Genomic DNA, 22,445 nt, shown 5'->3' on the forward strand with positions numbered 1-22,445 from the left:
CTACCGCCAGCGCAATCTCGTGGAGCGGTTCTTCAATCGCATCAAACAGATGCGCGGCTTGGCAACGCGATATGACCGCCGGGCAGACAACTACCTCGCAGCACTCAAGATCGCCGCCACGAGGATGTGGATCGCATCAGCTTATGGGTCCGTGTCCTAACAAAAATGCTTGCAACAGATGATTTTGTTAGGCGCTGTAAAGCGCGGCGAGCGCCAGGAACGCGCGGACGTCCCCGGGCGTGGCAAGAGAGAGGCGGGCCGCCGTCGGCCCGGGGGGCGGGCCGACGCGGACGGAGAGGCCGCCGCGGGCGTTCGCCACGTCGAACATCGCCTCGTCGGTGACGTCGTCGCCGATGACAAAGGGCGCGCGTCCGCGGAAGGGGCCGTCTTCGAGAAAAGCGTTGACCGCAGCTCCCTTGTCGGCTTGCGACGGCCGGATCTCTGCCACCATCTTGCCGCGCTGCAGCGTCCAGCCAGGCCCGGCCTCCGCCGCCGCCCCGAGCATCAGCGCCTCGACGTCCGCCTGCCGGTCCGGCGCCAGGCGGTAATGGACGGCGATGGCCGCGTGCTTGTCTTCCACGAGCACGCCGTCCCAGGCGCCGGCCCTGGCGCTAATCGCCTGCTTCAGCCGCAGGAACCGCCCGGTCAGCGGACTTTCGTGGCGCGTGCCGTCGGAGCTGCGGCGTTCGCTGCCGTGCAGTCCGGCAACCGGAAAGCGGCGCGGCGAGAACAGCGCATCGACGAAGGCGATCGACCGGCCGGTGACGAGGGCGAGCGCGCCGCCGAGCTTGCCCGCAAGCGCGTCGAGATCGTCGGCAAGTCCCGGCGGCAGGACGACCCCGTCGGGCGTCGCGGCGAGATCCAGCAAGGTCCCGTCAACGTCGAGAAACAGCGCCCATCGATCGCACGACGCAAACAGCGCCCGGAGCTCGGACGGCTCCTTGCGCGCGGGCTCGCCGGTCGTGCCCGGCTCGACCTGTACCAAATACGACATGGCCATCTGTTTACGACAGCGGTGCCGGTGAGGCAACCATCCACGCGGCAAAAACAACCGTTCCCGCTCGATCCGCGGGCCCGGCGCTTTGTTCTCGTTCTGCAACCCGGTACGCCTGATCTGCGCGCTTTAGGTGAAGTTGTTCTTGTTTTATTCCATTCGGCATGTCACAGTTCCGGGAAACCTTGAAAGGATGCGGACGGCCTGCGGGACGGCGCCCGCGAAGGATGGGGGCGGGCATGGTGGCGCGCGTCGGGACGATCGCATTCCAGGGCATCGAGGGCGTTCCAGTCGACGTCCAGGTGATGGTCGCGCCGGGCAAGGTCGGCATGCAGATCGTCGGCCTGCCCGACAAGGCGGTGGCCGAGAGCCGCGAGCGGGTCCAGGCGGCGCTGCATGCGTCGGGCCTCGCGCTTCCGGCCAGGAAGGTGACGGTCAATCTCGCCCCGGCCGATCTGCCGAAGGAGGGAAGCCATTTCGACCTCGCCATCGCGCTCGGGCTGATGTCGGCGCTCGGCGCCGTTCCCGCCGATGCGCTCGAGCGCTATCTCGTCATCGGCGAGCTCGGCCTCGACGGAACGGTCGCGGCCGTGTCGGGGGCGCTGCCGGCGGCGATCGCCGCCAACGCGCTCGGCAAGGGGCTGATCTGCCCGGCGCCGAGCGGACCGGAGGCCGCCTGGGCCGGGGGCGCGCTCGATATCCTCGCGCCGGCGAGCCTCATCGCCCTCGCCAATCATTTTCGCGGCACGCAGATCCTGTCGCGGCCCGTTCCCTCGATCCGTGCGGAGCCGGCCGGCCTGCCGGATCTTTCCGACATCTGCGGCCAGGAGACGGCGCGCCGCGCGCTGGAGGTCGCGGCGGCGGGAGGCCACAACCTCCTGATGGTCGGGCCGCCCGGCGCGGGCAAGTCGATGCTCGCCGCGCGATTGCCGTCGATCCTGCCGCGGCTGTCGCCGGCCGAGCTGCTCGACGTCTCGATGATCCACTCGGTCGCCGGGCAGTTGCCGGGTGGCACGCTCTCCGACCGGAGGCCGTTCCGCACGCCGCATCACTCGGCGACGATGGCGGCCATGGTCGGCGGCGGCCTGCGCGCCCGCCCGGGGGAGGCGTCGCTCGCCCATCACGGCGTGCTCTTCCTCGACGAACTGCCCGAGTTCAGCCCGCAGGTGCTCGACGCCCTGCGCCAGCCGATCGAAACGGCCGAATGCATCATCGCGCGCGCCAACCACCGCGTGAGCTACCCGGCCGCCTTCCAGCTCGTCGCGGCGATGAATCCGTGCCGTTGCGGCATGGCCGGGGAGCCGGGCCATGTCTGCGCCCGCGGGCCCCGCTGCCGGACCGAATACCAGGCGCGCATCTCCGGACCGCTGATGGACCGCATCGACATCCGCATCGAGGTGCCGGCGGTCTCGGCCGCCGACATGATCCGGCCGATGGCGTCCGAGAAGAGCGCCGCCGTCGCCGCGCGGGTCGCCCGGGCGCGCGAGCGGCAGGCGGAGCGCTTCGCAAGGCTCGACGGCGGGCTTGCGCGTTGCAACGCCCGCGCGGCGACGGCGCTGGTCGAGACGATCGCCGCGCCCGACGCCGCCGGGCTGCAGCTCCTGCGCGACGCGGCGGAGAAGATGCGCTTTTCCGCCCGCGCCTATCATCGCCTGCTCAAGGTGGCGCGCACGCTTGCCGACCTCGACGGCCAGCCGACCGTCGGCCGGCTGCACGTCGCCGAGGCGATCTCCTACCGGCTCACCGGCGAGAGCCTGCCGGCGGCGGCATGAGGCCGCGTGCCGTCAGCCGCCGAGCCCGTCGAACAGCACCGTCGAGAGGTAGCGTTCGGCGAAGGAGGGGAGGATGACGACGATCGTCTTGCCGGCATTTTCCGGCCGCTGCCCGACGCGGATCGCCGCCGTCAGCGCTGCGCCCGAGGAGATGCCGACCGGAACGCCCTCCGTCCTGGCCACCTCGCGCGCCGTCTCGACGGCGGACGCGCTGTTGACGGTGACGATCTCGTCATAGATCGAGCGGTCGAGGATCGCGGGCGCGAAGCCGGCGCCGATGCCCTGGATCTTGTGCGGTCCGGGATTGCCGCCCGAGAGCACCGGCGATTCCTCCGGCTCGACCGCGACCACATGCAGGGACGGCTTCAGCCCCTTCAGCACCTGTCCCGCGCCGGTGATGGTGCCGCCGGTGCCGATGCCGGAGACGAGGATGTCGATCGCACCCTCGGTGTCGTTCCAGATCTCCTGCGCCGTCGTCTTGCGGTGGATTTCCGGATTGGCCGGGTTCTCGAACTGTTGCGGGATCACCGCGTCCGCCATGCCCGCCGCCAGTTCCTCGGCCTTGGCGATCGCGCCCTTCATGCCCTTGGGCCCTTCCGTCAGCACCAGTTCGGCGCCGAGCAGCGCCAGCATCTTGCGCCGCTCGATCGACATCGTCTCCGGCATGGTCAGGATCAGCCGGTAGCCCTTGGCGGCTGCGGCGAAGGCGAGCGCGATGCCGGTATTGCCGGAGGTCGGCTCGATGAGAACGGTCCGGCCGGGGGTGATCCTGCCGGCGGCCTCGAGCGCTTCGATCATCGCGACGCCGATGCGGTCCTTGACCGAGGCGATCGGGTTGAAGAATTCGAGCTTGGCGAGCAGGTTCGCCCGCACGCCGTGGGCGGCGGCGAGCTTGTCGAGGCGGACGATCGGCGTATCGCCGATCGTCTCGGTGATGGAGGCATAGACGCGGCCGCGTCCGGGCGTGCGGGGCTGTGACATGGGGTCTCCCTTGGGCGTGCTTCGGTTGTCGTTCCTTGAAAGGATAGGCTTTTCGCCGGGCTCCCGCCAGTGCCGCCGGCACCGTCCCGTGCCGTTCCGCCGGTGGGCGGTGACAGGCGGGCGAAGGGCTGCTACGAAGGGTGGCCGGACGGGCGCGCGCATCCGGCCACAGCGGTGCCGCCATGTCCCAGCAAGGCAGGATCCATCCCACGGTTGTCCGCCAGCGGGCGCCGTCCACCGCGCGCCTGCCCGTCGCGGTGCCCTGTGCGATCGTCCTCCTGGCACTTCTCCTGAATGGCTCCAACAGCCCGTTCGCCGTCGGTCTCGTACTGCTGCTTGCGGCGCTCGCCGTCGTCTTCGGCCTAGTCGGCGGCGTTCCGGAACGGACCCGTCGGGAATGCCTCGTGAGCATCGGCCTCCTGGCGGGGCTGAGCCTTCTTGTCCTCCTCCAGGTGGCGCCGGTCCCCGACAGCCTCGCCGCGCCCGCCTGGCGCGACCTGAGGGCGGCCGGTCTTTCGCATGCGGCCGGCCATGTCTCGGTCGCGCCGGCCGGAACGCTCGACGCCTGGCAGCGCCTCGCCCTGCCGTTCCTGGTCTTTCTCGCCGGGCTTCTCGCCTCGCGAGGCGACGCGGATGCCGCCCGCGCCTTCCGCCGCCTGACTATCGGCATCGGTCTCCTCTCCGTCGCCTGCCTGCTGCAGTTCGTCCTTTTCCCGGAGAGGCTGCTCGCCGGGGAGAAGCCGGCCTATCGCGACAACCTGACCTTCGTCTTCGTCAATCGCAACACCGCCGCCACCGCGCTCGGCCTCCTCGTGCTGATGCTCCTCGTCCGCGTGACGCAGGCATGGCGCCGGCTCGATCGGGCGGCCCTTTCCGTCGCGCTGCGCGATGGCGGCGCGCTTCCCCCGACCGTGCGGCTCCTCCCGCTTGTCGCGACGCTGGCCCTTCTTCTGCTCACCGTCACCGCGCTGGCCCTGACGCAGTCGCGCGGCGGCATCGCCGCGACGGCGGTCGCGGTCTGCGTCATGATCGGCCTGCTGGGGCGAGGGCGTCCCGGTCCGGGTCCGGGCGTCCTTCGGATCGCCGCAGGCCTCTGCCTCGCCATGGCCGCGCTTGCCGTCGCCGCGCCCCGGACGATCCTGCGCGCCGCGGAACAGGGCCTGGACGACCCACGCGTCTGCATGCTCGGCGGACTCCTGCGGGCGGCGCGGGACCATGCGTGGCTCGGCGGCGGCTTTGGAGCCTTTGCCGCGATCTTTCCGCCCTATCGCGATCCGGCCTGCGGCGTCGACGGCGTCTGGGACAAGGCGCACAACTTCTACCTCGAAGGGGTGATCGGCCTCGGCCTGCCGTTCCTGCCGGTGCTGCTGGTCGGGGGCGGCGCGCTCGCCGCCGCCTATCGCGCCGGACTTCGCGATCGTCGCACGATGGCGGCCTATCCGGCCGCCGGCCTTGCCGGCCTCGTCCTCGTCGCCGCCCATGGCCTCGTCGATTTTTCCCTGCAGATCCCCGGCATGGCCGCCTTCTATGCCCTCTTCGCCGCCCTGACGGTGACGATCGCACGCGGGCGCGCTCCGACGCGGGCCGGCCGCGCCGAGGCAGGCGGCACGCCGGAGGCGGCCCGGTGGCGGCGCACCGCCCCGGTCGTGCTTGCCTGCGGGCTGATCCTGCCCCCGGCGATCGTCATGGGAGCCCGGGGCATGGCGGAGGCCGCGTCGCATTCGGAGCTGCGGGCGACCGCGCGCCGCCTCGATGCCGGCATGGCCGTCGATCCGGCCGTGCTGGACAGGCTGGCGGACGCGGCCGTGCCGGCGCGGTCTGCCACCTGCGACGGCACGATCCTACGCGCCGCGCTGACCGTCTTCCTCGCCGGCCTCGACGTCACCGGTCGCGAGCGGGACCATGGGGCGTGGGCCAGCCGCGTGGATCGCGCGGAACGGCATGTGCGCCACGCCCTGTCCTGCGCGCCGGCCGATGGTCTGTTCTGGCTGCGCCTCGCCATGCTGCGCCAGGCCGGCGGCGAGCGGGCGGACGAGCAGGCGATGCTGATGGCCTTCGCCCGCAAGGCGGCCCCGGCCGAGCGCCGTCCCCTGACGGGGCGGCTGGTTCACTGGAGCCGCCTGTCGCCGGCGACGGTCGCCCGCGCCCGTGCCGTCGCGCTCGCCGATCTCGGTGACGGGCTCGCCTTCCTGCCGGTGTCCGATCTGCGGGTGGCGCTAGAGGGGCGCTCGCCCGCCGTCGAGGCGCTTGTCCGCCGGCTGCTGCCGGGGATGGGCGCGCTGCGCCGGGCCATCCTGGCACAGGCGTTTCCGGACCTCGCCGGCAAGGCCCTCGAAAAGAGCGCCCGCGTCGTCCCGCCGCCCTGATCCCGGCGCTTCAGCGCCCAGCAAGGCGCGGGGCCATGCCGCGCGCCGCGCTGGCGAAGGCGGCGGTCAGCTGGCCGAGCGCCTCCTCGTCATGGGTGAAGCCGATATACATCCGGCCGAAGGGCGAGGGGAGGACGAGGGCGCCGGCACGGCGCAGCTCGGCGTGGAGGGCGGCCGACAGGGATGCGTCGGCCAAGCGCGCGGCCTCCTCGTAGGTCGTCGGCGGCCGGGGCGCGAACCAGAGGCTGAAGACGGTGCCGTGGCCGGAGGTCGAGATGTCCGCGCCATGCTGCGAAAAGCCGCGGGCGATGTCGCGGCGCAGCGCATCCCCCCGCGCCGTCAGGGCGGGATAGTCGCAGTCCTTAAGCACGGCGAGCGTTGCCGTGACCGCGGCGGCCGCCATCGGATTGCCGCTGAAGGTTCCGAAGCGGGCGACCCGGCCGTCCTCGAGCGCCGCCATCACCGCCGGCTTGCCGGCGACGGCGCCGACCGGGAAGCCGCTGGCGATCGCCTTGCCGAGCGTGGCGATGTCCGGGTCGAGGCCGTGATGGTGGGCCGAAAGCCCGGCGCAGAGCCGCATCCCCATCAGAACCTCGTCGGAGATGACGAGGGCGCCGTGGCGGCGCGCGGTCTCCTGCAGGTGCAGGAGATAGCCGGGTTCGGGAACGATGCTGCCGGCATTGGCGAGCAGCGGCTCGACGATGACGGCGGCGATGTCGTCGTCTTCGGCGAAGAGCCGTTCGGTGTCGGCCGTGTCGTTGTAGCGCAGCAGCGTCACCGTCCCGTTCGTGGGCCGCGCCGCGCCGTCAAAGGCCGCGTCCGGCGCGCCCGCGCCGCCAAAGAGGATATCGCCGAGCCAGCCGTCATATCCGGCGCCGATCTTGGCGATCTTCCGCCGCCCGGTGACCGCGCGCGCCAGCCGGCAGGCGAGATGCACCGCCTCGCTGCCGGAATTGGAAAAGACGATCTTCGACAGCGGGCCCGAGAGGCCGGCGAGTGCCGCCGCCGCCTGTTCCTCGCCGTCATGGGCGAAGGCGGGCGACGGGTTGGTCTCGAGCGCATGGCGCACCGCCGCGACGACGGCCGGATGGGCGTGGCCGAGGATGGTGGCGCCGATGCCGAGCGAGGTGTCGACATAGCGCCGCCCGTCCCGCCCCCAGAGATAGGGGCCGGCGGAACGCGCGGCGACGAAGGTTTCGCCGGTGGTTTCGGGAAGGACGCGCGCCAGGCTGGACACCTGGCCGACGAGGTGGCGCATGTCGGTCTCCGCGAAGGGAAGGATGAGGGTCAGACGATGAACCGGTCGGCATAGGCCGCGCCGAGGCCGACCGCGTCGAAATGCCGGCGCATCGCCGCGATCTTGGTGAAGACGTCCTCATAGGCGAGCGCCTCGCCGAAGGGGTCGACATAGATGTAGCCGCCGGTGACGTGGAACAGCGTCATCATTTCCGCGACGTCGTCCGGCACGACCAGCGTGTGCACCTCGCCCGGCGGCTCGAAGGCGAGGTCGCCTTCCTCGGCGATCCAGTCGTGTTCGAGGTAGCGCCATTTTCCCCTGAGCGTGGTGGCGACGACCGGCCCGGCATGGCGGTGACGCGACAGCACGCCGGCCTTGCGCACCCTGAGGATGTTGACGAAATAGCCGTGGCTGGCGCTCATCACCAGCGGGCGGAAGGCGACGCCCTCGCCCTGCGGCACCCAGAGCCGCTCGTCGCAGTCGGGGTCGAGCGCATCCTTGATCAGGATCTCCACCTTGACCCCGTAGGCCTGCGGCAGCTGGTAGGCGATCTTCAGCCGGTCGGGCACGCGCGGGGCCGCGCGTTCGATCTCGGTCTTGGTCATGGTGTCGTCTCCCGTTGTTTTCATGTTATCGACCGGCAAGATGCGCGCGCCGTTCCGCGGTGCGCGCCGCGTCCACCCTCGTCGCCTCCGTCACGCTGTCGCTGTCGAAGACGACGCCATAGACGTCGCGGGCGCGCTCGATCGTCTCGTAGCGCTCCAGCACGTCGTAGAGCACCTTCTCCGGCTGGCGTTCGAGCGGCGAGCCGTAGCCGCCGCCCGAGCAGTCGATGCCGCGCAAGAGGTCGCTCGGCCCGAGATCGACGCGCGCCGCGTTCGGCAGAACCCGCGTCGCGCCGTCGCCGCGCACGACATAGCGCGCCGCCGGCGTCCCGTCCGCGCCGCCCTGCACGCCCTTCGGCGGCACTTCCTGGCCGTCGCCGGGATAGATCACCGTCATCGACGGCGCGCGGATCGAAAATTCGAGCACGGCGGCCGGCGCGCCGCGAAACCGTCCCGCGCCGCCCGTGCCGGGGATCAGCGCCAGCCGCCTCAGTTCCATCGGATGCTTCAGCTCGTCGATCTCGACGGAATCGCGGTACATCAGCCCGGCGACGACGGGGATACCCTGCGTCACCCAGCCGTCCGCCGTCGGCGAGGCCGGGCCGCCATTGATGCTGAGATGCAGCTGGTTGACGAAGGGCTGGTCGCCGAAGCGCGGATCCCGGCCCGAGACCACCGCCATGCCGATGCCGAGCCCGACCGCGCCTTCCGCCAGCCCGTTGCCGTCGCCGAGCGCGGCGAAGGCGGCGCCCGTCAGGTTGACCATCCGGTCGGAGACATTGGTGGTGGCGACCGAACAGCAATGCGGGAATTTCGGTTTGCCGGCGACCGCCCCTTCCCGCAAGTGCACCCGCACCCGGCGAAACGCCCCGGCATTCTGCGGAATGTCGCCCTTCAGGCTATTGAACAGGCCGGCGAGCACGGCGGACGTCGCCGTCGCCTCGCTCTGGTTGTAGCCGCAGTCGACATTGTCGATGTTGTCTGTGAGATCGATGTCGATCATCGCGGCGTCAGGGTCGACGGCGATCGTCACCGTCAGCGGGATGCCGTCGGGCAGGAAGGACGTCGAATCGTGCCGGCCGGTGTTGGTGAGGCGCGCCGCCGGCATCGAGCGGACGGCATTGACCATGCGCTGCTCCGAATAGTCGAGCCAGCTCGCAATGAAGGTCCGGATCGTCTGACGGCCGTATTTGGCGCAGAGTTCCTTCAGCCGCCGCTCGGCGATGCGGGCCGAGCTGATGCCGGCGAGGAAATCGCCGTACCACTGGCCGGGCACGCGGATGCGCGTCTCCATCATGCGCACGACGTCGCCGACCATCTTGTAGTCGCGCTGGATGCGGGTTGCCGGGAAGATCAGCGCGCCTTCCTCGTAGACGTCCTTCGCCGCCGCCATGTAGGTGGTCGGCAGGGAATTGCCGCAATCGGCCTGGTGGGCCTTGGCGACCGCCGTGAACAGGTGCTCGCCCTCGAAGAAGACGGGCACCATGAAGGCATGGTCGGCGGCGTGGGTGTTGCCGGTATAGGGATCGTTGTGCAGATAGCAGTCGCCCTCCGCGATGTCGGGATGGTTCTCGCACATGGTGCGGGTCTGCATGTCGGTGCCGAAGATGTGGATCGGCAGGCCTTCCGCGCAGGCGAGAAGCTGGTTGTCGCCGGTGACGATGGCGCAGGAAAAGTCGCGCGCCGAATTGATCACCGCCGAGCGCGCGGTGCGCAGGAGCGTGTTGGTCATCTCGCGCACGATCCCGTCGATGCGGTTGGCGATGACGGCGGTCAGCACGGGGTCGAGGGTCTCGGTGGTCATGGCGGATCTCCCTCAGAACGTCAAAAGGTAATGGCCGTTGGCGGTGACATGCGCCTGCATGCCGGGAAAGACGACGATGGTCGTCGTCGGTTCCTCGATGATGCAGGGCCCCTCGACGGTCATGCCGGGGCGGATCGCCGCGTCGCGGTAGACCGGTGTCGTCACCGGATCGGCCGCGCCGAAGAAGGCGGGCCGGGCGTGGGCGTGGGCGTCGACGCCGGCGGAGGGCGCCGTCGCAGCACGTCCCGTGAGCGCGATGCCGGTCGCGACGCCGAGGCGCGCCTTCCAGCTCAGGAATTCGATGGCGCTTCCCGTGTCGCGCAGTTCGAACAGCCGCTCATGGGTGCGGTGGAAGGATTCGACGAGCGCCGCGCGGTTTTCCGGCCGCGTCAGGTCAGGGTCGGGCACCGGGGTCGAGATCTCCCAGACCTGGCTCGCATAGCGCGCCTCGACCAGATAGTCGACGGTGACGGGGATGTCCGGCGGCACATTGGCGAGGCCGGCGCGGAACGCGTCCAGCTTGTCCGACAGGGCTTTCAGCGTGGCTGCGGCGCGCGCGCCGTCGAAGGCGGCGCTGGTGGTGAACATCGTCATCGATTCCTCGGTGAGGATGTTGGCGAAATGCATGCCCGAGGCCGACAGCGCCGAGGCCTGTTTCGGGATCAGCACGCGGCGGCAGTTGAGCTCGCGGGCGATCAACAGGATGTTGATGCCGGCCGCACCCCCGCCGGCGACGATGACGCTGTCGGCCGGATTGATGCCCTCGGCGATGGTGATGTCGTGGATCGCCTTGATCATCACCTCGGAGGCGAGGTTGAGGATGCCGTAGGCCGCCTGCTCGACCGACTGGCCGAGTTTTTCCGCGACCGCGCCGACCGCCTGCCGGGCCGCCGCGACGTCGAGCGTCATGCGGCCGCCGAGGAAGTAGTCGGGGTCGAAATAGCCGAGCACTGAGGCCGCGTCCGAGACGGTGGCGTCCGTGCCGCCGCGGCCGTAGCAGGCCGGTCCCGGCACGGAGCCCGCCGATTGCGGCCCGACGCGGAGCAGCCCGCCATCGTCGATCCAGGCGATCGAGCCGCCGCCGGCGCCGACCGAGCGAATGTCGACCGAGGACATGCCGAGCAGGTGGCCGGTCCAGGTGCCGCCGAGCCAGGTGTCGCGCGAATAGACGAGCTGGCCGTCGCGCACCAGCCCGACGTCGAAGGTGGTGCCGCCGGTGTCGCAGATGATGACGTCGCCGCCGCAATGTTCCAGCTCGCTGAAGCTGCGCGCGGCGACCGGCGCCATGGAGGGACCCGATTTCGCCAGCTGGATCGGCTTGGCGATGACGTCCGAGATCTGGTTGCAGCCGCCGATCGAGGTGGAGACGAGGATGTCGGCGGCGCATCCGGCGGCGCGCAGGTCGTCCTCGAGCCGGCCGAGATGGTCCTGCATCAGCGGCTTCAGCGAGGCGTCGATCGCGGTCGCCGAGGCGCGGCGATATTCGCGGATGATCGGGATCAGCTGGTGCGACAGGGTGTAGGGCACGCCCGGCAGGTGTTCGTCGAGAAGTTCGGCGACCTTAAGTTCATGCACCGGATTGGCGATCGACCAGAGGAAGGAGACGGCGACGGCCTGATAGCCGTCCTCCTTCAGCTGCTTCAGCACGCCGATCGCCTGCGCCTCGTCGAGCGCGCGCGAGATGCCGCCCTCGGCATTGATGCGCTCGGCGATCTCGAAGGTGCGCCGGCGCGGGATGTAGGGCTCCGGGAAGACCTGCGTGAAATCATGCGGATTGCGCTTACCGCCCTCCTTGAACACCAGCGTGTCGGGAAAGCCGTCGGTGGTGAGGAAGGCGGTCTTGGCGCCGCTGCGCGTGACGATGGCGTTGGTCGCCCGCGTCGTGCCGTAGATGAAGAGCGAGGTTTCCCTGAGGAGGTCGTCGAGCGTCAGGCCGAGCTGGCGGGCGGCATCGGCGATCGAATTGGAGAGGCCGGTGAAGGCCCGCTCCGGCGTCGTCAGCGACTTGCCGACGGTGAGGTTTCCTGCCGCGTCCGAGACGACCACATCGGTGAAGGTGCCGCCCGTGTCGACGGAAATGCGATAGGCCATGCGCGCTGCTCCGGCTGATTTTTATGTTCCCGGAGAGTAGGGAAGCCTGTTTTCAGGCGCTTGGGAAGGCGATACCGGGGGAGTGGTGCGTATACTCACCATCGGCCGCCGCCTTCCGCGGCCTCAATAGGTCGGCGGCGTGATGGCGCTGACGATCTCGCTGGTTGCGTCGGCGACGTTGCGGAAGCGATGCGGCTCGCGGCTGTCGAAGTAGTAGCCGTCGCCGGGCTTCAGCACGCGCTTCTGGCTGCCCACCGTCACCTCGATCGCGCCCGACAGGACCATGCCGGATTCCTGCGCCGAATGGGTGAATTCCTCGCCGGTGTCGGCACCGATCGCATAGGTCTCGTGCAGCATCAGAAGATGCCGGTTCGGGTGTTCGAGGCCGATCACCCGGTGGGAAATCGTCTCGCTCTTGCCGATCTCGACGAATTCCTGCGCCGTGTAGAAGGGTTTCGGCGGCAGGTTGGAGTTAAGATCGGTGAAGAAGCCGGTCAGCGTCGTGCCGAGCGCGTCGAGGATGGCGCCGAGCGTGTCGATCGAGGGACTCATCCGGTCGCGCTCGATCAGCGAGATGGTCGAATGGGACATGCCGGAGCGGATGGCGAGTTCGCGCAGGCCCAGGGCGCGGCGCCGGCGCAATTCCTTGAGTTTCGGCCCGATCTTCGGCATGGCTGTCGTCCCCGGTGTCCGCAGCGGGATCCTCTGTTGAGGATAATAGACAGGGGAAGGCGGTCCCTGTCAATCCGCCCATGCCGCACTGCAGCAAAAGGGGGCGGGCCGTCTCAGCGCAGCAGGGTCTCGGCGATGCGCGCGGCTTCCGCGACATGGGCCCGGCAGGCCGTGGCCGCGGCCTCCGGGTCGTTCAGCGCGATCGCGGCGTAGATCTCGCGGATGCGCGCCGGGCCGGAGACCGTGCGGTTCGCCGTCGACAGCGTCATCACCCGGAGCCGGGAGATACGGCTGTTCAGCCGGTTGACGATCTCCCAGGCGATCGTATGGCCGCTGGTCTCGAAGATGATGCGGTAGAATTCGTGGGTGACGTCGAGGATCGCCGGCGGCGACTGCGTCTTCGAGGTCGTGTCGAGGTCGGCGAGCACGGCGGCAAGCCGGGCCTTGACCACGGCGTCGGCCGAGCGGGCGCATTCGGCGGCGGCGGCCGATTCCAGCGCCGAGCGGATCTCGTAGATCTGCCGCGCGTCATCCCATGAGAGCCGCGCGACGCTCGGTCCCTGCTTGGCGACGGCGTCGACGAGGCCCTCCGATTCCAGATGGCGGATCACCTCGCGGATCACGGAACGCGAGACGCCGAGCTGGTCGCAGAGCGTGCGTTCCACCAGCCGCTGCCCCGGCTCGAACAGGCCGGAGATGATGGCGCGGCGCATGCGGTCGAGCGCGATCTCGCGCAGCGTCGCGGGCGGTGTTTCGATCCTGAGGCCGGCGAGGCCGTCATCCGTGTTTGCCATGCTTCCTCCTCTAGCCGCGAAAAATCCGTCCTGCAAGCTCTTGACACGTCGTATTATGGTATACCAACATACGATCATCGTCGATGAGGTTGGACCGCCATGGCCATTGAGATCCGGAAAACGCTTCTTCATGTGGAAAGGACGCTGATCGAAGGCGGCAGGGCGGCCGAGGTGCCGCTGACGCTGATCGCGGCGATCGCCGTGGTGAAGAACCCCTGGGCCGGACGCGGTTTCGTCGAGGACCTGAAGCCGGAGATCCACGCCGCCGCGCCCGTGCTCGGCGCGCTCCTGACGCGGATGATCCTCGAGACGGCCGGCTCCGGCGAGGCGGTCGAGGCCTATGGCAAGTCGGCGGTGGTCGGCCTTTCCGGCGAGATCGAGCATGCCTCGGCGCTGATCCACACGCTGCGCTTCGGCAACCACTACCGTCAGGCGGTGGGCGCGAAATCCTACCTCGCCTTCTGCAACACGCGCGGGCCCGCCAATGCGCCGGTGATGATCCCGCTGATGGACAAGAACGACGAGGGCCGCCGCTCGCACTACCTCACCATCCAGTGCGCCGTGCCGGATGCGCCGGCCGCCGACGAGATCGTCGTCGCCCTCGGCGCCTCGATCGGTGGCCGTCCGCATCACCGCATCGGCGACCGCTACCAGGACCTGAAGGATCTCGGCCACGATGTCAGCAATCCGGCAGCGGTCTGAGACGCCCTGCGGCGTCGCCTATGCGACGGCGGGCACCGGCGAGCCGCTGGTGCTGCTGCATGGCGTCGGCATGCGGGCGGAGGCCTGGGCGCCGCAGATCGCGGCGCTCGCGGAGCGCTTCACCGTGATCGCCGTCGACCTGCCCGGCCACGGACAAAGCGCCGCCCTGCCGAAGGGCGCGCGCCTGCCGGATTTCGTCGCCCGGCTGAAGACGTTTCTCGGCGAACTCGGGCCGGGACCCGTCAGCCTCGCCGGCCATTCGATGGGCGCGCTGATCGCCGGCGGGCTCGCGGTCGAGGCGCCGAGGCGGGTGCGCCGCGTGGCGCTGCTGAACGGTGTCTTCCGCCGTGACGCGCAGGCGCGCGGCGCGGTCGAGGCGCGGGCACGCGACATCCTGACGGGCGATTTCGATCGGGAAGCCCCGCTCGGCCGCTGGTTCGGCCCCGGCCACGAGCATGAGGAGGCCTTCGTGCTGACGCGCCGGCTTTTGTCGGAGGTGGATGCGCAGGGCTATGCCACCGCCTATGCCGCCTTCGCGACCGGTGACGACGTCTATGCCGGCCGCTTCGGTGCGATCCGCTGCCCGGCCCTGTTCCTGACCGGTGCCGACGATCCGAACTCGACGCCGGAGATGAGCCTTGCCATGGCGGAGGCCGCCGACGACGGCGCGGCGGTGGTGATCGAAGGCCATCGCCACATGGTCAACCTGACGGCGCCCGATGCCGTCAATGCCGCGCTCGTCGCCTGGATGGCGCGGACACCGAAGGAGGAGGCCGCATGAGCATCGATCCGCGCGCGTTGCGCGACGCCTTCGGCGCGTTCCTGACCGGGGTCACGGTCGTGACCAGCCGCAACGCGGCCGGCGCCCCGATCGGCTTCACCGCCAATTCCTTCGCCAGCGTTTCCCTCGATCCGCCGCTGCTGCTCGTCTGCATCGCGAAAAGCTCGCGCAATTTCGAGGCCGTGACCGGGGCTTCCGGCTTCGCCGTCAACATCCTCTCCGAGGGGCAGAAGGATGTCTCCAACACTTTTGCCCGGCCGAGCGAGGACCGTTTCGCCACCGTCGGCTGGTCGGACGGTCCGCATGGCGCGCCCGTCCTTGCCGACGTCGCCGCCTGGTTCGACTGCTCGATGCATGAGATCGTCGATGCCGGCGACCATGCGATCCTGATCGGCCGCGTCGAGGCCTTCGGCAATGCCGGCACCACCGGGCTCGGCTATCAGCGCGGCGCCTATTTCTTCCCCGGCGCCTCGGAGCGCGCCCTGGTCGCAAGCCAGGACATGCCGCAGGTGATCGGCGCGGTCGCCGAGCGCGACGGCGCGATCCTGCTGGTCGAGGCGGGCGAAGGCAGGCTGAAGCTGCCCGCCTTCGCGCTGACGGCGGAGGACGGCCCGGATGCGTTCGGCACGCGGCTTTCCGAACTGACCGGCCTCGCCGTGCAGCCGGGGCTGATCTATTCCGTCTATGACGACCGTAAGGCGATGCGCCGGCATGTCGTCTATCGGGCCGTGCTCGGCGAGGGGGAGCCGGTCGCCGGCCGCTTCTTCCCCGCCGCCGATCTGCCGATCGACCGGATCGCCGACAGCGCCGAGCGCGATCTCGTCCGGCGGTATGCCGCGGAAAGCCGGTTCGGCAATTTCGGCGTCTATGTCGGCGATCAGGACAGGGGCCGGGTCCATGCCCAGCCGGTGAAGGAACCGCAGCGATGAAATTCTCCCTCTTCGTCCACATGGAACGGCTGAACGCCGAACAGAGCCACAGGGAACTCTATGAGGAATTCGTGGCGCTCGCCGAGATCGCCGACCGCGGCGGCATGCATGCGGTGTGGACCGGCGAGCATCACGGCATGGATTTCACCATCGCGCCGAACCCCTTCATCAACCTCGCCGATCTGGCGCGGCGTACGACGAATGTGCGCCTCGGTACCGGCACGGTGATCGCGCCCTTCTGGCATCCGATCAAGCTCGCCGGCGAGGCGGCGATGACCGACATCATCTGCAACGGCCGGCTCGACATCGGCATCGCGCGCGGCGCCTACAGTTTCGAATATGAGCGGCTCCATCCCGGCCTCGACGCCTGGGGTGCGGGCCAGCGCATGCGCGAGCTGGTGCCGGCGATCAAGGGTCTCTGGGCCGGCGACTATGCCCATGAGGGCGAGTTCTACCAGTTCCCGAAGACGAGCTCGGCGCCGAAGCCGCTGCAACAGCCGCATCCGCCGCTCTGGATCGCCGCGCGTGACCCGAACAGCCACGAATTCGCCGTCGCCTCCGGCTGCAACGTGCAGGTGACGCCGCTCGCCAATGGCGAGGCCGAGATCGAAAGCCTGATGGAGCGCTTCAACGCGGCCTGTGAAAAATTCCCAGACGTTGCGCGGCCGAAGATCATGCTGCTGCTGCACACCTATGTCGGCGCCGACGCGGCGGACGTCGAGCAGGCGCTGAAGGAGGTCAGCACCTATTACAACTATTTCTTCGCCTGGTTCAAAAACCAGCGGCCGATCCGCCAGGGCCTGATCGAGACCCTGAGCGCGGAGGAGCTTGCCGCCAATCCAAACCTCGCGCCGGAGGTGATGCGCGCCAACATGCCGCTCGGCACGGCGGACCAGGTGATTGCCCGCCTCAAGGTCTATGAGGCGCTCGGCTATGACGAATATTCGCTGTGGATCGACACCGGCATGAGCTTTGAGCGCAAGAAGGCCTCGCTCGAACGCTTCATCGCCGACGTCATGCCGGCATTCGGGTAAGGGGCACGGTGATGCGGCGGTTCCAGCAGTATATCGACGGCGCCTTCGACGACGGCAGCGGCCGTTTCGACAGCATCGATCCGGCGACCGGCGCGGTCTGGGCCGAGATGCCCGAGGCGCGGGAAGTCGATGTCGACCGCGCGGTGACGGCGGCGGAGCGGGCGCTGTGGTCCGGCCCCTGGGCGGCGATGACAGCGACGCAGCGCGGAAAGCTGCTCTATCGCCTTGCCGATCTCGTCGCCGCCAATGCGCAGGAACTGGCGGAACTCGAGACCCGCGACACGGGAAAGATCATTCGCGAGACCTCGGCGCAGATCGCCTATGTCGCCGACTATTACCGCTACTATGCAGGCCTCGCCGACAAGATCGAGGGCGCCTACCTGCCGATCGACAAGGCGGACATGGATGTCTGGCTCCGGCGCGAGCCGGTCGGCGTCGTCGCCGCGATCGTGCCGTGGAACAGCCAGCTGTTTCTCTCGGCCGTCAAGCTCGGCCCGGCGCTCGCCGCCGGCTGCACGCTGGTGGTCAAGGCGTCCGAGGACGGTCCGGCGCCGCTGCTCGCCTTCGCCCGGCTGGTGCAGGAGGCGGGCTTTCCGGCCGGCGTCGTCAATATCCTCACCGGCTTCGGTCCTGCCTGCGGCAGCGCGCTGACCTGCCATCCGAAAATCGCCCATATCGCCTTTACCGGCGGGCCGGGAACGGCGGCGGCGGTCGTGCGCAACTCGGCGGAAAACCTCGCCTCGACTTCGCTCGAACTCGGCGGCAAATCGCCCTTCGTCGTCTTCGCCGATGCCGATCTGGAAAGTGCCGCCAACGCTCAAGTTTCCGGCATTTTTGCCGCGACCGGCCAGAGCTGCGTCGCCGGCTCGCGCCTGATCGTCGAGGCCTCGATCAAGGAGCGCTTCCTCGCCATCCTCAAATCCCGCGCGGAAGCGATCCGCATCGGCTCGCCGCTCGACATGGCGACGGAGGTCGGCCCGCTCTGCACAAGCCGGCAGCGGGCGCTGATCGAGACGGTGGTGGAGGCGAGCCTCAAGGCCGGCGCGAGGCTCGTCACCGGCGGCGCGACGCCAGGCACCTCCGGCTTCTACTATCCGCCGACCGTGATCGACTGCGACGGCGTCTCGGCCGCGTCCGTCGAGACGGAACTCTTCGGCCCGGTGCTCTCCGTCCTCTCCTTCGAGACGGAGGAGGAGGCGGTACGGCTCGCCAACGACACGCGTTTCGGTCTGGCGAGCGGCGTCTTCACCACCAATCTCGCCCGGGCCCACCGCATGGTGAAGCGCATCCGCGCCGGCGTCGTCTGGGTCAACACCTACCGCGCCGTCTCGCCGATCGCGCCTTTCGGCGGCTTCGGCCAGTCCGGCCACGGCCGCGAGGGCGGGCTTGCCGCCGCGCTCGACTACACGCGCACGAAAACCGTCTGGGTTCGCACCTCCGACGATCCGATCCCCGATCCCTTCGTCATGCGGTGAGGACCATGTACACCGAGATCCGCACCTGCCGGCCGACGATCGGCGCCGTTCCCGACAGTCTCGACGTGGTCGGCGAGACCGGCATCGCCATCGAGACGTACCATCTCGGCCATCTCGTCGGTTCTTGTTTCTCCGAGACCGGCCCGATCAACGAGATCGTCCCCATCCGGGCCTTTTCGAGCCTCGACGACCGGCAGGCGTGCCGCGCAGCGCTGATGGCCGAGTCCGAATGGCGCGCCCTCCTGCCGGCGTTCCGCGACCCGGTCGAGGTCGCCGACATCGGGATGCTGCGGCCCGCCGCCGCCCGGCCGCGCCGCCTGACCTTCTGAGACTCCGACGATCATCATAACAAGGAGAATGGGAACATGAACAAGACACTGGCCATCGCAACGCTTGCAGCCGCGCTCTCGCTCGCCACCGCCGTCCGCGCCGAGGACATGGTGTTCACCAGCTGGGGCGGCACCACGCAGGACGCGCAGAAGACCTACTGGGCCGACGGCTTCACCGAGGCGAGCAAGGTCAACGTCGTGCAGGACGGCCCGACCGACTACGGCAAGATCAAGGCCATGGTCGAGGCCGGCAACGTCACCTGGGACGTCGTCGACGTCGAGGGCGACTATGCCGTGCAGGCCGGCAAGGCCGGACTTCTCGAAAAGCTCGACTTCTCCGTCATCGACAAGTCGAAGCTCGACCCGCGCTTCGTCACCGATTACTCGGTCGGCAGCTTCTATTATTCCTTCGTCATCGGCTGCAACAAGGATGCGGTCGCCGCCTGCCCGAAGACCTGGGCAGACCTCTTCGACACGGCGAAATTTCCCGGCAAGCGCAGCTTCTACAAGTGGTCGGCGCCGGGCGTGATCGAGGCGGCGCTGCTCGCCGACGGCGTTGCCGCCGACATGCTCTATCCGCTCGATCTCGACCGGGCCTTCAAGAAGCTCGACACGATCAAGGCCGACATCATCTGGTGGGACGGGGGTGCGGCCTCGCAGCAGCTCCTCGCCTCGGCCGAGGCGCCGTTCGGCTCCTTCTGGAACGGCCGTCTGACCGCACTGGCAGCGACCGGCGTCAATGTCGAGACGTCGTGGGAGCAGAACATCACCGCCGCCGACGCCCTCGTCGTGCCGAAGGGGACGAAGAACCTCAAGGCGGCGATGCAGTTCATCGCCCACGCGACCTCCGATGCCGCACAGGCCTCGTTCGCCACCGAGACCGGCTATGCGCCGATCAACCTCGATGCGAGCGCGCTGATGGATCCGAAGCTGCGCGAGACGCTGCCGGACATGCAGGCGGCAAGCCAGGTCAATGCCGACATGACCTACTGGGCGGAGAACCGGGACGCGATCGGCGAGCGCTGGTACGCCTGGCAGGCGAAGTAAGCGGCGGCATCGCCCTTCCTTCGCCCTGCGGGCAAGGGGAGGGCGGCCCGCGCGGCCTCCTTTTCAAAGCCACGGGAACCGAGCGCATGAGCACCATCGATACCGGCCTTGCGCCATCGCCGCGATCACGGTGCGGCAGCGGCTTCTCCCATGTCGCGCCGGCGCTGGTGCTCGTCGCCCTGTTCTTCGTCGCGCCGGTCATGGCGCTGCTGCTGCGCAGCGTCACCGAACCGGAGCTCGGCCTGCAGAATTACGCGCAGCTGCTCGGCACCACGACCTATGTGCGGATCTTCCTCAACACCTTCCTCGTCGCCGGCGTCGTGACGCTGGTCTCGGTCGCGATCGGCTATCCCGTCGCCTGGACGCTGACGGTGCTGCCGGCGCGCTGGGCGCAGCTCGTCTTCGCCGTCATCCTGCTCTCCATGTGGACCAACCTGCTCGCCCGCACCTATGCCTGGATGGTGCTGTTGCAGCGCACCGGCGTGATCAACAAGACGCTGATCGGGCTTGGCGTGATCGACCAGCCGCTGGCGCTGGTCAACAATCTCGTCGGCGTCACCATCGGCATGACCTACATCATGCTGCCCTTCGTCATCCTGCCGCTCGTCGGCGTGCTGCGCGGCATCGAGCCGTCGATCCTGAGGGCGGCGGCGCTCTGCGGCGCGACGAAGGCGCAATGCTTCTTCCGCGTGCTCCTGCCGTTGTCGCTGCCCGGCATCGCCGCCGGCGCGCTGATGGTCTTCGTCATGGCGCTCGGCTATTTCGTCACCCCGGCGCTGCTCGGCGGCACGGCCAACATGATGCTCGCGGAAATGGTGGCGCAGTTCGTCCAATCACTCGTCAACTGGGGCATGGGCGGGGCCGCCGCCTTCGTGCTGCTCACCGTGACGCTCGCGCTCTACGCCGTGCAGCTCCGCCTGTTCGGTGCCGGCCGGATGCGCTGAGGAGAAAGCCATGCTGCTCGACTTCAACCGTCTCGGCGCCATGAAATACGTCCTGATCGGCATCACCGCCGCGGTGTCGCTGTTCCTCATGCTGCCGATCGTCTTCATCGCCGCGCTCTCCTTCGGCTCGTCGCAATGGCTGATTTTTCCGCCGCCCTCGTGGACGACGCGCTGGTACGGCGAACTGTTTGCCGATCCGCGCTGGCTCGGCTCGGCGCTGACCAGCCTGAAGATCGCGCTCATCGTCACCGTGCTCTCCGTCGTCATCGGCTTTCTCGCCGCGCTTGGCCTCAATCGCGGCCGCTTTGCCGGCCGCGAGGTGCTGCGCGCCCTGTTCCTGACGCCGATGATCCTGCCGGTCGTCGTGCTGGCGGTGGCGCTCTACGCCTTCTTCCTGCGCATCGGCCTTGCCGGCACCACGGTCGGCTTCGTCATCGCCCATCTCGTCGTGGCGCTGCCGTTTTCGATCATCTCGATCGGCAGCGCGCTCGACGGTTTCGACCGCTCGGTCGAGGATGCGGCAATCCTGTGCGGCGCCTCTCCCTGGGAGGCGCGGCTGCGCGTCACCGTCCCGGCGGTCCGCCACGGCCTCTTCGGCGCCGCCGTCTTCTCTTTCCTCGCCTCCTGGGACGAGGTGGTGCTGGCGATCTTCATGGCGAGCCCGTCGCTGCAGACGCTCCCCGTCAAGATCTGGACGACGCTGCGCCAGGACCTGACGCCGGTGATTGCCGCCGCCTCGACGCTGCTCATCCTCTTCACCATGCTTCTGATGCTGATCGCGGCGCTGGTCCGCAAGGGACGCCCCTCATGACCTTTCTCGACATCCGCGCCATCCGCAAGGATTACGGCCCGATCACCGCCGTCTCCGATGTGACGCTCGCCATCCGCGAGGGCGAGTTCATGACCTTCCTCGGCCCCTCCGGCTCGGGCAAGTCGACGACGCTCTACATCCTCGCCGGCTTCGAGGACCCGACGAAGGGCGACATCCTGCTGAACGGGACGACGCTGCTGTCGACGCCCTCGCACAAACGCAACATCGGCATGGTGTTCCAGCGTTACACGCTGTTCCCGCACCTGACCGTCGGGGAAAATGTCGCCTTCCCCTTGCGCATCCGCCGCCTGCCACAGGCCGAGATCAGCGCGCGCGTCCGGGCGGCGCTTGCGCTGGTGCGCCTCGACGGCTTCGAGGACCGGAAACCCGCCGCCATGTCCGGCGGCCAGCAGCAGCGCGTGGCGCTCGCCCGCGCGCTGATCTACCGTCCGCCGATCCTCCTGATGGACGAGCCGCTCTCGGCGCTCGACAAGCAGCTGCGGGAGGAGATCCAGTTCGAGATCCGCCGCATCCACCAGGAGACCGGCGTCACCATTCTCTACGTCACCCACGACCAGGAGGAGGCGCTGCGCCTCTCCGACCGGATCGCGGTGTTCAACAAGGGCAAGATCGAGCAGATCGGCTCGGGCGCCGACCTCTATGCCGCCCCGGCGACCCGCTTCGTCGCCGGTTTCATCGGCGATTCCAACTTCATCGACGCCGAGATCGTCTCGGCCGCCGGTGGCCGGGCGGTGGTCGCCCTGCCCGGAGGCGCGACGCTTGCCGACGTGCCGCTGCATGGCGGGGCGGGAAAGGGGCAGGCGGCGCTGATGCTGCGGCCCGAGCGTATCGACCTCGTGCCGCCGGGCGGCGCCGCCCTGACGGGCACGGTCGGCGACCTGACCTTCCTCGGCAACAACACCCAGGTCTTCGTCGACCTGCCGGGCGCGGCGCGGCTTTCGGTGCGCGTGCCCTTCGGCCATCGCGGGCTCGAAGGGCTGGCTCCGGGCAGCCCTGTCGGCCTCGCCTTCAATCCGTCCTCCGCCCACGCCTTCGCCTCCTGAGGGCCGGGACGCC

General features: G+C 69.2%; 21 protein-coding genes. 13 read left to right on the forward strand and 8 right to left on the reverse strand.

All coding sequences use genetic code 11. The features are described from left to right. A partial coding sequence (locus tag ACEVQ6_RS15750) for a transposase (protein WP_374890165.1) occupies positions 1-160 on the forward strand: 160 nt, incomplete at its 5' end. A gap of 27 nt (positions 161-187) precedes the next feature. Here the strand turns inward: ACEVQ6_RS15750 and otsB are convergent. After that, positions 188-1,099 (reverse strand): trehalose-phosphatase, encoded by a 912-nt coding sequence (gene otsB, locus ACEVQ6_RS15755; protein ID WP_374889980.1) that lies wholly within the window; start codon positions 1,097-1,099, stop codon positions 188-190. A 134-nt stretch (positions 1,100-1,233) separates the two neighbouring features. Here otsB and ACEVQ6_RS15760 point away from each other — a divergent pair, with 134 nt between their 5' ends. Then, on the forward strand, positions 1,234-2,766 hold the full coding sequence (locus tag ACEVQ6_RS15760; protein WP_374889981.1) for a YifB family Mg chelatase-like AAA ATPase: 1,533 nt from the start codon (positions 1,234-1,236) through the stop codon (positions 2,764-2,766). Between the two features lie 12 nt (positions 2,767-2,778). On the opposite strand, the gene cysK is transcribed toward ACEVQ6_RS15760, so the two are convergent. Continuing rightward, positions 2,779-3,747, reverse strand: coding sequence for a cysteine synthase A (gene cysK, locus ACEVQ6_RS15765; protein WP_374889982.1), 969 nt, complete (start codon positions 3,745-3,747; stop codon positions 2,779-2,781). A gap of 182 nt (positions 3,748-3,929) precedes the next feature. Here cysK and ACEVQ6_RS15770 point away from each other — a divergent pair, with 182 nt between their 5' ends. Next, on the forward strand, positions 3,930-6,113 hold the full coding sequence (locus ACEVQ6_RS15770) for an O-antigen ligase family protein (RefSeq protein WP_374889983.1): 2,184 nt from the start codon (positions 3,930-3,932) through the stop codon (positions 6,111-6,113). A 10-nt stretch (positions 6,114-6,123) separates the two neighbouring features. Here ACEVQ6_RS15770 and ACEVQ6_RS15775 read toward each other — a convergent pair whose 3' ends face one another. The 6 genes from ACEVQ6_RS15775 to ACEVQ6_RS15800 all read right to left on the reverse strand — a co-directional run bounded on the left by ACEVQ6_RS15775 (position 6,124) and on the right by ACEVQ6_RS15800 (position 13,316). Continuing rightward, entirely contained in the window at positions 6,124-7,371 is a 1,248-nt protein-coding gene (locus tag ACEVQ6_RS15775; protein ID WP_374889984.1) for an aminotransferase class III-fold pyridoxal phosphate-dependent enzyme, read from the reverse strand. A gap of 29 nt (positions 7,372-7,400) precedes the next feature. Beyond that, a complete protein-coding gene (locus ACEVQ6_RS15780; protein ID WP_374889985.1) occupies positions 7,401-7,955 on the reverse strand; it encodes a 2,4'-dihydroxyacetophenone dioxygenase family protein in 555 nt (184 codons plus the stop codon). Positions 7,956-7,980: 25 nt separating this feature from the next. Then, positions 7,981-9,759: a hydantoinase B/oxoprolinase family protein gene (locus ACEVQ6_RS15785; RefSeq protein ID WP_374889986.1), complete on the reverse strand. Its 1,779-nt coding sequence runs from the start codon at positions 9,757-9,759 to the stop codon at positions 7,981-7,983. Between the two features lie 12 nt (positions 9,760-9,771). After that, entirely contained in the window at positions 9,772-11,850 is a 2,079-nt protein-coding gene (locus ACEVQ6_RS15790; RefSeq protein WP_374889987.1) for a hydantoinase/oxoprolinase family protein, read from the reverse strand. A gap of 123 nt (positions 11,851-11,973) precedes the next feature. Next, a complete protein-coding gene (locus tag ACEVQ6_RS15795; protein ID WP_374889988.1) occupies positions 11,974-12,522 on the reverse strand; it encodes a cupin domain-containing protein in 549 nt (182 codons plus the stop codon). Between the two features lie 113 nt (positions 12,523-12,635). Further along, complete coding sequence (locus tag ACEVQ6_RS15800; RefSeq protein WP_374889989.1) at positions 12,636-13,316, reverse strand: GntR family transcriptional regulator; 681 nt, start codon at positions 13,314-13,316, stop codon at positions 12,636-12,638. Positions 13,317-13,415: 99 nt separating this feature from the next. Between ACEVQ6_RS15800 and ACEVQ6_RS15805 the strand changes: the two genes are divergently transcribed. The 10 genes from ACEVQ6_RS15805 (at position 13,416) to ACEVQ6_RS15850 (ending at position 22,432) form a co-directional block, all read left to right on the forward strand. Further along, positions 13,416-14,018 carry an amino acid synthesis family protein gene (locus ACEVQ6_RS15805; RefSeq protein ID WP_374889990.1) on the forward strand — a complete coding sequence of 201 codons (603 nt, stop codon included), beginning with the start codon at positions 13,416-13,418 and terminating at the stop codon, positions 14,016-14,018. Next, entirely contained in the window at positions 13,993-14,799 is an 807-nt protein-coding gene (locus ACEVQ6_RS15810) for an alpha/beta fold hydrolase (RefSeq protein ID WP_374889991.1), read from the forward strand. The genes ACEVQ6_RS15805 and ACEVQ6_RS15810 overlap by 26 nt, the downstream gene beginning before the upstream one ends. Next, entirely contained in the window at positions 14,796-15,728 is a 933-nt protein-coding gene (locus ACEVQ6_RS15815) for a flavin reductase (protein ID WP_374889992.1), read from the forward strand. The genes ACEVQ6_RS15810 and ACEVQ6_RS15815 overlap by 4 nt, the downstream gene beginning before the upstream one ends. Next, positions 15,725-16,762 (forward strand): LLM class flavin-dependent oxidoreductase, encoded by a 1,038-nt coding sequence (locus tag ACEVQ6_RS15820; protein WP_374889993.1) that lies wholly within the window; start codon positions 15,725-15,727, stop codon positions 16,760-16,762. The genes ACEVQ6_RS15815 and ACEVQ6_RS15820 overlap by 4 nt, the downstream gene beginning before the upstream one ends. A gap of 11 nt (positions 16,763-16,773) precedes the next feature. Continuing rightward, complete coding sequence (locus tag ACEVQ6_RS15825; protein WP_374889994.1) at positions 16,774-18,237, forward strand: aldehyde dehydrogenase; 1,464 nt, start codon at positions 16,774-16,776, stop codon at positions 18,235-18,237. A gap of 5 nt (positions 18,238-18,242) precedes the next feature. Next, complete coding sequence (locus ACEVQ6_RS15830) at positions 18,243-18,566, forward strand: NIPSNAP family protein (protein WP_374889995.1); 324 nt, start codon at positions 18,243-18,245, stop codon at positions 18,564-18,566. 36 nt (positions 18,567-18,602) lie between these two features. Beyond that, complete coding sequence (locus tag ACEVQ6_RS15835) at positions 18,603-19,613, forward strand: ABC transporter substrate-binding protein (protein ID WP_374889996.1); 1,011 nt, start codon at positions 18,603-18,605, stop codon at positions 19,611-19,613. An 86-nt stretch (positions 19,614-19,699) separates the two neighbouring features. Further along, positions 19,700-20,557, forward strand: a complete 858-nt coding sequence (locus tag ACEVQ6_RS15840; RefSeq protein WP_374889997.1) for an ABC transporter permease — start codon at positions 19,700-19,702, stop codon at positions 20,555-20,557. 10 nt (positions 20,558-20,567) lie between these two features. Continuing rightward, the gene (locus ACEVQ6_RS15845) at positions 20,568-21,368 is read left to right on the forward strand and encodes an ABC transporter permease (RefSeq protein WP_374889998.1); all 801 of its coding nucleotides are present in this window, start codon (positions 20,568-20,570) and stop codon (positions 21,366-21,368) included. Further along, positions 21,365-22,432 (forward strand): ABC transporter ATP-binding protein, encoded by a 1,068-nt coding sequence (locus ACEVQ6_RS15850; RefSeq protein WP_374889999.1) that lies wholly within the window; start codon positions 21,365-21,367, stop codon positions 22,430-22,432. Before ACEVQ6_RS15845 ends, ACEVQ6_RS15850 begins: the two co-directional genes overlap by 4 nt. Positions 22,433-22,445 lie beyond the last annotated feature (13 nt).

The sequence above is a fragment of the Ensifer soli genome, assembly GCF_041928815.1.
GTDB lineage: Bacteria > Pseudomonadota > Alphaproteobacteria > Rhizobiales > Rhizobiaceae > JBHFEI01.